Raw genomic sequence first — 12,159 nt, 5'->3', positions numbered from 1 at the left:
CATGACCTCCACCGCCTGGAACCGGCTGTCCCTGAACGCGGCCGAGGGCAGCCTGATCACCGCGATACGCGAGTGCATGGTCCGGTCGCCCCGGCAGCTCAACAACGCCTTCGAGGCCGACGCCGAACTCCTCGATCTGGGCGCCGGCGGGCTCCTGGCACTGACCGTCGACACGTTGAACGACGGCGCCGAGCTGGCCACCGCCACCACGCCGTACGCGAAGGGGTGGTTGACCACCACCGTCAGCGTGAGTGACCTCGCCGCGGTGGCCGCCGACCCGGTCGCCGTGCTCGTCTCCTGCTCGCTGCGCCGGGACAGATGGACTCTCGAGGACGCCCGCGAGTTCGGGCGCGGCGCGTCCGAGGCCGCCGAACGCTACGGCTGCCACGTCGTTGGCGGTGACACGAACTGGGCCAACGAGGAGAGCTTCACCTCGTGTGCCCTGGGTACGCTGCGCCGCGGTTCCGTCCTGAGCCGGCTCGGCGCCCGGCCCGGTGACGCGCTCTACGTGACCGGTCCGGTCGGAGCCGGCAACGCGGTCGGATTCCGCACCCTGGCGCTGGGCGGCACGGCGGCGGGCGATCCGTGGCTGCCCGAGGCGCGGGTGGCCGCGGGCGATCCACTGCGCCGGTACGCCCGGGCGTGCATCGACACCAGCGACGGCCTGTTGAGCGCGGCGGTCAGCCTGGCCGAGCTCAATGGCCTGGGGGTCGAGGTGGTGCTGCACGACGAGGTGTACGCGCCGATCGCCTCCGCCGTCGCGGAGGCGGCCCGCCTGCCCCGGTGGTGCTCGGCTGCCGCGGAGTGGGGCGAATTCGAGCTGCTGTACGCGATCGATCCGGCCGACGCGGAGCGATGCTCCCGGGCGATGTCGGAGCGCGGCCTCCAGCCCGCGCACGTGGGACAGTTCGTCGCCGGCCCGGAACTGCTGCTGATCGACGAGTCAGGCCAGCGCCGGGACCTGCGCACCCTGCTGCCGCGCATGCGGGCGCTCGACCCGGCCGGGTCGTTGCTCGCCGACCTGCGTGCACTGCTGACGGGCGGCTCGTGATGGGGTCCCGTGTCGCGCTGGTGACGGGTGTCACCGGCTGCGTCGGCCGCGCGGTCGCGGCCGCGCTCGCGGAGAACGGCTGGTCGGTACGAGGGCTGGTGCGGACGCCCGCACCGGACCACGCGACGTACGCGGCGCACCTCGGTGACCTGACCGATCCGGACTCGCTGCGTGGCTCCTGCGCGGGCGTCGACCTCGTGGTGCACGCGGCCGCCGATCTGACCGACTGGCGGCCCGGCCCTCGCATCTGGCAGGTGAACCGGGACGGCACCCGGGCGGTGCTGGACGAGGCGCGACGCTGCGGCGTCTCCCGGTTCGTCTACCTGAGCACCGTCGACGTCTTCGGTTTCGACGCCGCGAAGGTCATCGACGAGGCGTCACCGCGGCGGGTGCCGCGATACCCGTACCCGCTGTCGAAAGCTGCCGGGGAAGACGTGGCGTGGTCGTACCACGGAAACGGCCTGGACGTCACTGTGGTGTACCCCGCCTGGGTCTTCGGACCCGGTGACCGCAATTTCCTGCCCGAGCTCGTGCGCGGACTGCGAGACGGCAAGCTCGTCCAGTTCGACCGCGGCGCGCCCCCGATCGAGTTGACGTACAGCGCGAACCTGGCCGACGCGATCGTGCTGGCCGGCACCGCACCCGGGTGCGCGGGTGGGCGGTTCATCGTCGGCGACTCGTACGGCCTGACCCTGGCGCGGCTGTTCGCCGCGGTGGCCGAGCGGATCGGGGCAAGGCCACCGACCTCGTCGGTCCCGTTCGGCGCGGCGCTGGCCGTGGGCGCGCTGTCCGAACTGGCCGGGCTCGCCGGCATCGGCACCGGGTCGGGCCGGCCGTTGCTCACCCGTTACGCGGTCCGGTCCGTCGCCGGAGGAATGCGGTACGACGTCGGCCGGATCCGGTCGATCGGCTATTCACCACGGGTCGGCTTCGCGGAGGCGCTGAGCCACTCCCTGGCGGACCTGACGAAGGAGCAGGCACATGGCGGCCGGTGAGCGCGGCCCGGCCGTCTGCATCGTCAACCCCGCTTCCGGGGTCCAGCGCGGGCGCACGATCGAGCAGCGGATCGCCACCGAGCTACCCGAGGCGGACTGCTGGTTCACCCGCCACCCCGGGCACGGCATCGCGCTCGGGCGACAGGCGGTGGAGGACGGGTACGGCACGGTGGTGGCGGTCGGTGGTGACGGCACACTGTCCGAGGTCGCCAACGGGGTGCTGGTGGCGGGCGGGGAGAAGGTGCGGCTGGCGTACGTGCCGGCCGGCACCTGCAACGACTTCGCCCGCGGCCTGCGGCCGGTCGCCGACCTCGGCGGTCTGCTCGACCGCGCCCGCGACCGGGAGACCGATGTCGGCGAGGTGACCTTCACCCGGCCCGACGGCACCCGGGGCCACAGGTACTTCCTCGTCAGCTGCACGGTCGGGCTGATCAGCGTGATCGGCCAGCGGTTCACCGAGAAGACACCGGCCAACCGGGTCCTCAAGCGGCTCAACCTCCAACTCGCCGAGACGGCGTCCAGCATCCGGACGCTGGCCCGCTGGCGGCCCGTCGCGGTGCGGCTGGAACTCGACGGCGAACCGTCGCACCAGATCATCACCAATCTGGCCGTGCTCAAGGTGCCGTACTTCGCCGGCGGGCTGACCTTCGGCCGCGCCGAGCCGCCGCGGGCGGGTTACCTGGACGCGGTGCGGGTGGCCGGCGTGGGCCGGGCCGGCGTGGCCGGGCTGATGTGGCGGGTGTTCCGCGGCGCCGCCGCGGGACACCCGGCGATCCACCGGCAGGAGGTGCGCACCGTGCGTGTCGACGCGGACAGTCCGCTGCCGGTGGAGGTGGACGGCGAGATCGTCGGACGTACCCCGGCCGAGTTTTCGATACATCAGTCGCGTCTGACGACTGTGGTATGAGCCCAGCGAGGGAGCGAGACATGCCTGCCCCGAACACGTTCCACATCGGACTGGTGGTCCCCGACTACACCGGTCAGCTCAGCCCGATGGCGACGCTCGGCAGGGAACTGCTCCGACGCGGCCACCGGGTCACCCTGGTCTCCCTGCCGGACGCCGGGACGAGGTCGTTCACGGCCGGGTTCGCCTTCGCACCGATCGGCGAGCGCGAGTTTCCGGTCGGCACACTGGCCCGCTTCTCCGAGGAACAGGGCCGGCTGACCGGTCTCGCCGCGATCCGTTTCATCGTCCGCGGTTACGTACGGGAGGTCGAGGTCCTCCTGCGGGACCTACCGGGGCTGGTGCAGCGGCACGGCATTGACGCGCTGCTGGTGGACCAGGTCTACGGCGCGGGCAACTCCGTCGCGGAACACCTCGACCTTCCGGTCGTGAACGTCTGCAACGCGCTGGCGCTGAACACCGAGCCGGGTGTACCACCGTTCATGACGGCGTGGCCGTACCATCCCTCACTGCTCGCGCGCGTGCGCAACATGCTGGGCGACCAGGTGATCGCCTGGGTCATCCGGCCGGTGGTGCAACGGATCAACGAACGTCGCGCCGCATGGGGCCTGCCGCCGGTCAAGGGAGTCAACGACGGCTCGGACCTCGCCCAGATCACCCAGCAGCCGCCGTTCTTCGACTTCCCGCGCACCCGGTTGCCGGACACGTTCCACTACACCGGGCCGTTCCATGACGAGGACAGCACCGAGCCGGTGTCCTTCCCGTGGGAGAAGCTCGACGGTCGCCCGTTGATCTACGCGTCGATGGGCACCCTCCAGAACCGCCTCCCGCACATATTCCGGGCGATCGCCCAGGCGTGCTCCGGACTCGACGCGCAACTGGTCGTCTCCCTCGGCAGCACGGATGTCGAGCCGCCGGCCGACCTGGCCGGCAACCCGATCGTGGTGCGGTACGCACCACAGCTCGACCTGCTGGCGCGGGCGTCCCTCGTCATCACGCACGCCGGAATCAACACCACGCTGGAGTCCCTCGCCCACGGCGTGCCGATGGTCGCGCTACCCGTGGGCAACGACCAGCCGGGCGTGGCGGCCCGGCTCAAGTACCTCGGCGCGGGCGAGTTCATCCCGGTGCACAAGGTGACTCCGGGGCGGCTTCGTGCGGCCGTCGACAGGGTGAGCGGCGACCCCGCCTACCGGGCGAAGGCCCAGCACTACAAGCGCAGGATTGCGGAGTTGGACGGCGTACGGCGCGCGGCCGGCATCGCGGAGCAGGCGTTCCGGACGCGCCGGCCGGTACGCCGACAGGAGTTGTCCGACACCACGGAGGGTGGCCGCCGATGACACAGCAGGCGGGCCGCATGGCCCGGCAGTTGCCGACGCTCAACGGGTTGCGGGGGATCGCGGCCGTGACGGTCTTCTTCTCCCACACGACGTTGTTCGGCTTCTTCGCCGACGGCCGGATCGACGACTGGTGGTTCGCCGTCCTCAGCCGGACCGGCTCTGCCGCCCTCGGCTTCTTCTTCATCCTCAGCGGCTTCGTCCTGACCTGGTCGGCTCCGGAGCACGAGCCGAAGCGCCAGTTCTGGCGCCGCCGGGCCGCCCGGATCCTGCCGAACCATCTGGTCGTGTGCGCCGTGGTCGTCGTTCTCATGGTCCTGATCCGGGGCGGCGCGCCGCTGTGGCCGACGCTGGCGAACATCACGCTGGTGCAGAGCTGGATTCCGGACGAGTTCATCTTCAACGGAATCAATCCGCCGAGCTGGTCGCTGAGCTGTGAGATCTTCTTCTATGCGTCGTTCCCGTGGCTGCTCGCCGGGTTCCGGCGGCTCTCCGCCGTCTGGCTCTGGTGGATCGCCGGTGGCATCGTCGCCGCGATGCTCGTCGCCCCCGTCGTCTCCACGGCGTTCCTTCCCGCCGAGCCGACGTACACCTATGCGGATGCGGCATTTCCGCAGTTCTGGTTCGTGCAACAGTTTCCGCTGATCCGGATGCTGGACTTCCTCCTCGGGATCGTCATCGCCCGGCTCGTCATGCAGGGCCTGTGGTTCCGGCTGAGCCTGCCCGCCGCCGCACTTGTCACGCTGGCCTTCTACGGCGTCTCCGAGGTCGTGCCGCTGCTCTACTCGGTCGTCGCGGCGATGGTCGTCCCGCTCGCGCTGCTGGTGGCCGCCGCAGCCCGGGCCGACGTCGAGGGGCACCGCTCACCACTGCGCGGGCCGGTCGCCGGCTGGCTGGGCGACACGTCCTTCGCCTTCTATCTCATCCACATCCTGGTGCTGTACGGCGCCGGCAACATGTCCCCGGAGGGCTTCGGTGTCGCCGCTGCGCTGGCCGTCATGGTCGGCGCGTACCTGGTGACGCTCGGCCTCGCGTCGCTGTTGCACGTCAGCGTGGAACGGCCGATGATGCGCCGGTTCGCCAGGCCCCGCAGGCGTGCCGCCGATCCCCGGCCCGCCGCGGTGACTGGCGCTCCACCAGCCGTCGAGGCGGTGCCCGCCGCGAAGGGCGAAGGGTCGCGGGTCACGTAGCGACCGACCCTCACCGGAGCCGGACGCGCCCTGGCTGACCCCGTCGGATCAGCCAGGGCGCGGTTCACCGGACGGTCAGCGTGGCCCGGACCGCGCCGGCCGGACGCAGAGTGACCATCGGTACGAGCTCCAGCCTCTCGTCGCGCGTGTCGACGCGATAGCGGGCGAGCAACGCGCTCAGCAGTACGGTCATCTCCAGCAGCGCGAAGTGTTCCCCGATGCAGCTACGCGGTCCGCCACCGAAAGGGAAATACGCATAGCGCGGCCGCTCCTGCCGGCCGAGGAACCGGTCGGGCTCGAAACGCTCGGGTTCGGGCCAGAACTCCGGGTGCCGGTGCGTGACCCAGGGAGCGAGTACCACCTTGGTGTTGGCGGGAATCCGGTGACCGGAGACGACGACGTCCGTCTCGGACATCCGCTCCATGCTGTACACGGGCGGGTACAGCCGCATGCCTTCCAGGACCGCGGCCCGCACCAGTTCCCCGTCGCCCGTGGCGGCCTCGGCCGCGACCCGCTCCTGCACGTCGGGATGGCGGCCCAGCAGGTGCATGGTGAAGGCCAGCCCGGCCGAGGTCGTCTCGTGGCCGGCGAGCAGGAACACCAGGACCTGGTCCCGGATCTCCTCGATGGACAGCGCCTGCCCGGTCTCCGGATCCTCGGCCGCGAACAACCGGCTGAGCAGATCCTCCTTGCCCTCCCCGACCGCCCGGCCCTGTCGGTCGGCGATGATGCGGTCGACGATTTCGTACTGACTCGCGCGTACCTGCCCGATCCGGCGTGCCCGCGGCGTCGGCCAGCTCAGCGGCAGCTTGACCACCTGCAGGGCGCGCGCCAGCGCGAGGTCGCCCAGAATCGGCATGAGCTCCTGCAGACGGGGTACGACCTCGTCGATGTCGTCGCCGAACAGCGCCCGGCCGACGACACGCATGGTGTAGCGCTGCATCACCTGGTAGAGGTCCACGACGGATCCCGTGGTGAGCGCCATGTCGTCGGCGACGCGGGCTGCCTCCTCGGTCATCAGCTCGGTGTAGCGGGCCACCCGGCGCGGCGTGAACAGCGGTTGCAGCGTCCGCCGCTGTCGCAGCCACCGGTCTCCGTCGCTGGTCAGCAGGCCCTCGCCGATGAACTCGCGGAGGATCTCGTACGCGCTCGCGCGGCGGCTGAACACCTGCGGCGTGGTGAGGACCTGGTGGATGCCGTCGGGGTGGTGCACGTTCACCACGTCCATGCTGACGGCGCGCGGCCCCTGGGGCAGTCCGACGTGGTACGCCACCACGTCGCCATACGTGTGGAAGCCGTCCAGAATCGTGCCCAGCAGGTCGCGGCGCAGCGCCGGCAGCATGCCGAGGAGCGGATGCCCGGCCGGACCCGGCACGACGGCGGCCTTTGACAATTGCGTCGTCACGATGATCCCCCGTTCGATCGATCGACGTACGTCGACCATGTTTCCACGTGCCGCGCCGAGACGTCGACCGACCGGGTGCGCAACGCGACGCGGCCGGGCGCGGACGCCGGGGACGGCGCACACACCCGGCCGCGATCAGGCCGGCCACTAGTCACCAGGAGCGGTACGAGGCCCAGTCGAAGTCCGCGTATCCGCCTTCGGCGCCCAGGTCCTGTACCCACAGGCCGACGAACGCGCCGGTGAAGCCCCAGCCCTCCGGCTCACCGTCCACGAGCGTCGCCGCGTACTCGTCGGAGAGGATGGTGGCGTCCAGTTCCGCCGGCAGCCCGATCCAGTGCGCCGCGCCGGCTGGTTGATAGGCGAACGTGACACGGGGACCGTCGAAGGTGACCCGCAGCGTGATCTCCCCCGCTTCCGGCAGTTCGACGCGGCACGCGTCGTGCATGGCCCGCCGGCCGTTGTCGGACGACATCACCTCGAGTACCGGGCGCCCGTCGTCGTCGGCGGTCACGTAGGCGAAGTGCCAGTTGCGGGTGTTGTAGTAGGCGGTGACGCCGGCGAGCTGGCGGTAGTTGGCCGGCTCGAAGCGCATGTGCGCGGTCAGCTCGCACTGCTGCGCGGTCACACGGCGCGCGACCAGGCTCGGACGCTGGCGGCCGACCGGCGACTGCCCGCCCTGGATCCGCAGGTACGACGGACGCGACGTGAGGTCCACCCAGTCCGCAGTGGCGGGGCGGCGCAGCGTCGACCACTCCGGGCCGAGCACCGGCCCGGTGAAGTCGTCCCGGTCCTCCGTCGGATCCTCTGCCGGCTCGGCTTCGCCCGGCACCGGCACCGTCACCGCCGGTACCCCGCCCTCGATGCGCGGCCACTCCCCCTCCGGCCACTGCACGGCCTGGATCGCGGTCTCCCGGCCGAGCACGCACCGGCCGAGTGGGGTGTACGGCCGGGCGGTCAGGTGCGCCAGGTACCAACGCCCGTCCGGCGTGGACACGAGACTGCCGTGGCCGGCCTTCTGCAGCTCCAGCTCGGGACGACCGTGCGAGGTGAGCATCGGGCCGGCCGGATCGACCTCGTACGGCCCGAACAGGCTACGCGAGCGGGCCACTGTCACCTGGTGCGTCCAGGACGTGCCACCCTCCGCGGTCACCAGGTAGTACCAGCCGTCCTTCTGGTACAGGTGCGGCCCTTCGGTGACGCCGACCGTGGTGCCGTGGAAGATGACCCGTTCGGCGCCGACGAGGCGACGGGCCTCACGGTCGTACTGCTGGATCTGAATGCCGGCGAACCGGTCGCGGCCGGGCCGCCAGTCCGCGGTCATCGACAGCATCCAGGTCGTGCCGTCCTCGTCGTGGAACAACGCCGCGTCGAACCCGCGCCCGTGCAGCACCACCGGATCCGACCAGGGCCCGGCCAGGTCGGACGCGGTCACCAGGTAGTTCTGGGGATCCCAGTACCCGCTGGCGAAGCTGGCGACGTCGGCGTAGAGGAGATGGAATTCGCCATCCACATAGGACAGATCGGGCGCCCAGACGCCACAGGAGTCACCCGCTCCGGTGAGGTCGAGAAGACGCCGCTCGGTGAGGACGCCGCCGAGCGGGCGCCAGTGCACCAGGTCGGTCGAGTGGTGCAGGCGGACACCCGGGTACCACTCGAAGGTCGACGTCGCGATGTAGTAATCGGTGCCGACGCGCAAGATCGACGGGTCGGGGTTGAAGCCGGGAAGAACCGGATTTCGGATCAGACGGCCGCGCACCTCGCCGCCGTGGGGCCCGGCTGTTTCGGGGCTCTTTGTTGCGGTCGTCATGTCGCTTCTCCGTAGCGGTAGCTTGTCGAAAGTTTCGGCGAACTTCGATCGCCCGACCGGCACAGACTATCCGTTGAAGCGTTCTAGTGACAATGTCGACGACCAGTACATCTGTGTTCTGTTAGCGCTTTCTGTTTCCGGAACTTCTTCCGATAGTTCATCCCGTCACCCCCTCGGCGGCCCCGCAATGAGAGCCCGGCCCGGCCCTGCTTCCGACGGCTGGGCCGGCCCGAGAAAGCCCGGGCCGGCCCAGCCGGTGACGTGGTGGCGCCAGGCGGCGCGCGGTCAGACGCTGATCCGGCCGGCGCCGGCGCCCGCCGTCACGACGGACTTCACGTCGCAGGCGGCGTCCATCGTGTACGGGTACGGGATGCCGGCGACGCTGCCTCCGGCCTGCCCGGCCCCCGAGTTGACGAAGCAGTTGTTGCGTGCGACCAGGGATCCGGGGCCGGAGGAGCCCTCGCCCCGGTGGTAGGGGTCGGCGGTGTTCTCGAAGTAGTTGCCCTCCACGAGCACCCCGGCGTTCATCGTCGACGCCACCCCGTAGCCGCCGACGTTGCTGTAGAGGTTGTTGTAGACGTGGACCGGGTTGCCGAAGCGCACCCGCGGGTGGCGCTGGTTGGAGCCGTCGAACCAGTTGTGGTGGTAGGTGACCCGCAGGTGCCCGACGTCCTGGCTGCCGTTGTCGTCGCTGTGGCCCAGCAGCATCGACTTGTCGTGACCGTAGACGCGGTTCCAGGACACGGTGACGAAGTCGGAGCCGCGCTTGATGTCGACAGCGCCGTCGTACCCGTTGGTGAAGCTGTTGTGGTCGATCCAGATGTTGGTGGCCGACTGCTCGACGTTTATCGCGTCATCGTTCCAGTTGCGGAAGTTCAGGTTGCGGACGATGACGTTGCGGTCGCCGCTGACGGTGAATCCGCAGCCGGAGATCGTCGCGCCGGCGTTGCCGAGGATCGTCTTGTTGGAGCGGACCCGCAGCATGCCGGAGCAGGAGATCGTGCCGGACACCCGGATGACCGCGGCGCTGGACGACCCGAGCGCGCTGGACAGGGCGGACGCGCTGGTCACCGTGGTGACGGCGGCGTTGCCGCCGCCGGTGGTGCCGCCGTTCTGGGTGGCCCAGCCGACCAGCCCGGTCTGGGGCGTGCCGGGGCTGCCAGCGCCGATCGGCACCAGTTGCCACTGCTGGTTCCACCCGTTGAGGTCGGTGTACTGGCTGATCCGGGCGCCGTCGGCGGTCGATCGCTCCCAGACCTCCAGGGCCTTGCTGGAGTGCCTGTTGATCAGACGGATGTAGCCGCTGTCCGAGTCGAGGACCTGGAACTGCTGGTTCGTGCCGTTGAGGTCGGGCCACTGCCGGTACTCGGCGCCGTCGGCGGTGTTCCATTCCCACAGGTCGACGACCTTGCCGCTGTTGCGGTTCTGCAGGCGGTAGTAGCCGCTGCCGGAGCTGACGAAGCGGAACTGCTGCCAGGCCCCGTCGTTGCGGGACCACTGCTGGATCACCGCGCCGTCGGCGGTCGAGGTGTCCCGGACGTCGAGGACCTTGCCGCTGTTGCGGTTGACCAGCACGTAGTACGCGCCTGTGTCGATGGTCGCGGCCTGGGCCGAGGGCGATGCGACGACCGCGCCGACGGTGCCGACGACGAGGGCGCCGGCGGCGGCGACCACTGACCGCCAGCGGTGCCGCCGGCGCCTTTCGGTGGTGGTGAGAGCCGTTGTCACGGGGACTCCTCCGGTGGACGGTGGTGGTGGGTGGGTGGTGCGGGGGGTGCGCCTGCGGCGCTCAACACCAGGTCAGCGTCGAGTTGACCCGCGTGACGTTGCTGATCGTGTTGTTCGCTCCGCCGCAGGGACTCTGGGTGATGTTGGTGTTGGTGACGGTGAGGTTCTGGAAGCGGATGCCCGAGGAGATCGGGAACTCGGTCCGGGAGGCGATGCGCACCTCGCCGCCGCCGGTCACCGTGCCGGACACCCCGGCGATCGTGACGTTGTAGCAGTTCTCCACGAGGATCGAGTTGTTGCCGGTGTTGGAGATCGTCACCCGGTCGACGACCGCGCCGCCGGACTCCGACACGCAGAAGATCCCCCGGCCGCCACCGGACGCGATCACGGTGCCGACCCGGATGTTCGTCGGGTACGAGCTGCCGATCCGGCCGTTGCGGTTGGCCATCCGGAACGCCGCGTAGCCGGTTCCGGTGCCGGCGCCCTGCGCGTCGACGGTGCCCACTGTGGCGTTGATCGTGTCGTTGAGCAGCAGACCGGAGTATCCGGTGTTGCGCGCGGTGACGGTGCCGATCGTCAGGCCGTCGACGCCGTACGTCTCGACGCCGTGCGCGCCGGTCCCCGACACGTACACGGTGTCGATGCGCACGTTGCGCACCTTGACCGCCCGGTCGCCACCGTGGTTGTCGATCCGCACGCCCAGGCCGCCGGACAGCCGCATGTCGATCTGCCCGAGCGTCAGGTTGTTCACGTTGCGCATGAAGATCCCGTACAGCGGAGCACCGGTGAGCGTCAGGTTCTGCACCTCGACGTCGGTGGTGCCGCGGGAGTAGACCGGCGCGTAGTCGCCCGACCCCGAGCCGGTCACGTTGATCGTGCCGCAGACCGCCAGCGTCGTGTACGACGGCAGCGACAACCGCGAGCCCGCGCTCATCGAGCCGGAGCCGCGCACCACCACCCGCTGCTTCGCGGTCCGTCCCGGCGTCAGCGAGTTCACCGCCGCCTGCATCGCGGCGAGCATGTCCGAGCCGGTGTACACGGTCGACGATCCGTTGCGGGCCGTCCAGGTTCCACCGTTCAACACGGCCTCGGCCTGGTACGAGCCGCTGCCGCACCCGGTGGCCGGTGGCGGCGTGGTGGGCGTGCCGGTACCGATCGGGACCAGTTGCCACTGCTGGTTGGCGCCGTTGAGGTCGGTGTACTGGCTGATCCGGGCGCCGTCGGCGGTCGATCGCTCCCAGACCTCCAGGGCCTTGCTGGAGTGCCTGTTGATCAGGCGGACGTAGCCGCTGTCCGAGTCGAGGACCTGGAACTGCTGGTTCGTGCCGTTGAGGTCGGGCCACTGCCGGTACTCGGCGCCGTCGGCGGTGTTCCATTCCCACAGGTCGACGACCTTGCCGCTGTTGCGGTTCTGCAGGCGGTAGTAGCCGCTGCCGGAGCTGACGAAGCGGAACTGCTGCCAGGCCCCGTCGTTGCGGGACCACTGCTGGATCACCGCGCCGTCGGCGGTCGAGGTGTCCCGGACGTCGAGGACCTTGCCGCTGTTGCGGTTGACCAGCACGTACCAGGCGCTGGTGTCGATGGTGGCGGCCTGCGCCGGCGGCGCGGCCACCACCGCCACGCCGATCGCGCCGGCCACCGCCGCCACCAGGGCCAGCACCAGGCCGGCCCGCCGGGGCCGTCGGGCGCCGGGCGGCGACGTCACTGCGGGGTTGAGCATCGTGGACCTCCAAAGGGGGTAC

General features: G+C 70.5%; 9 protein-coding genes. 5 read left to right on the top strand and 4 right to left on the bottom strand.

Going from position 1 to position 12,159, the window contains the following annotated elements:
- The first annotated feature begins 1 nt into the window (after position 1).
- Genes KBX43_RS00625 through KBX43_RS00605 form a run of 5 tightly spaced genes read left to right on the top strand, consistent with a single transcriptional unit; the run spans position 2 to position 5,477 of the window.
- Positions 2 to 1,051 (top strand): thiamine-monophosphate kinase, encoded by a 1,050-nt coding sequence (locus KBX43_RS00625; RefSeq protein ID WP_069088338.1) that lies wholly within the window; start codon positions 2 to 4, stop codon positions 1,049 to 1,051.
- Positions 1,051 to 2,046, top strand: coding sequence for an NAD(P)-dependent oxidoreductase (locus KBX43_RS00620; RefSeq protein WP_210882269.1), 996 nt, complete (start codon positions 1,051 to 1,053; stop codon positions 2,044 to 2,046). The genes KBX43_RS00625 and KBX43_RS00620 overlap by 1 nt, the downstream gene beginning before the upstream one ends.
- Positions 2,033 to 2,953, top strand: a complete 921-nt coding sequence (locus KBX43_RS00615) for a diacylglycerol kinase family protein (protein ID WP_043322980.1) — start codon at positions 2,033 to 2,035, stop codon at positions 2,951 to 2,953. The genes KBX43_RS00620 and KBX43_RS00615 overlap by 14 nt, the downstream gene beginning before the upstream one ends.
- 20 nt (positions 2,954 to 2,973) lie before the next feature.
- Positions 2,974 to 4,290, top strand: a complete 1,317-nt coding sequence (locus tag KBX43_RS00610) for a glycosyltransferase (RefSeq protein ID WP_043322978.1) — start codon at positions 2,974 to 2,976, stop codon at positions 4,288 to 4,290.
- Positions 4,287 to 5,477 (top strand): acyltransferase, encoded by a 1,191-nt coding sequence (locus tag KBX43_RS00605; RefSeq protein WP_210882267.1) that lies wholly within the window; start codon positions 4,287 to 4,289, stop codon positions 5,475 to 5,477. Before KBX43_RS00610 ends, KBX43_RS00605 begins: the two co-directional genes overlap by 4 nt.
- 64 nt (positions 5,478 to 5,541) lie before the next feature.
- On the opposite strand, the gene KBX43_RS00600 is transcribed toward KBX43_RS00605, so the two are convergent.
- The 4 genes from KBX43_RS00600 to KBX43_RS00585 all read right to left on the bottom strand — a co-directional run bounded on the left by KBX43_RS00600 (position 5,542) and on the right by KBX43_RS00585 (position 12,137).
- Complete coding sequence (locus KBX43_RS00600) at positions 5,542 to 6,882, bottom strand: cytochrome P450 (protein ID WP_210882265.1); 1,341 nt, start codon at positions 6,880 to 6,882, stop codon at positions 5,542 to 5,544.
- 151 nt (positions 6,883 to 7,033) lie between these two features.
- Positions 7,034 to 8,689: a glycoside hydrolase family 43 protein gene (locus tag KBX43_RS00595; protein WP_187692950.1), complete on the bottom strand. Its 1,656-nt coding sequence runs from the start codon at positions 8,687 to 8,689 to the stop codon at positions 7,034 to 7,036.
- A 285-nt stretch (positions 8,690 to 8,974) separates the two neighbouring features.
- Positions 8,975 to 10,417 (bottom strand): RICIN domain-containing protein, encoded by a 1,443-nt coding sequence (locus tag KBX43_RS00590; RefSeq protein WP_210882263.1) that lies wholly within the window; start codon positions 10,415 to 10,417, stop codon positions 8,975 to 8,977.
- A gap of 61 nt (positions 10,418 to 10,478) precedes the next feature.
- On the bottom strand, positions 10,479 to 12,137 hold the full coding sequence (locus tag KBX43_RS00585) for an RICIN domain-containing protein (protein WP_210882261.1): 1,659 nt from the start codon (positions 12,135 to 12,137) through the stop codon (positions 10,479 to 10,481).
- Positions 12,138 to 12,159 lie beyond the last annotated feature (22 nt).

Source organism: Micromonospora sp. C41, from assembly GCF_018070485.1.
In the GTDB taxonomy this organism is placed as follows: Bacteria; Actinomycetota; Actinomycetes; order Mycobacteriales; family Micromonosporaceae; genus Micromonospora; species Micromonospora chalcea.
The sequence above is the reverse complement of the archived record's forward strand: the minus strand, read 5'-3'. Positions and strand labels throughout refer to the sequence as shown.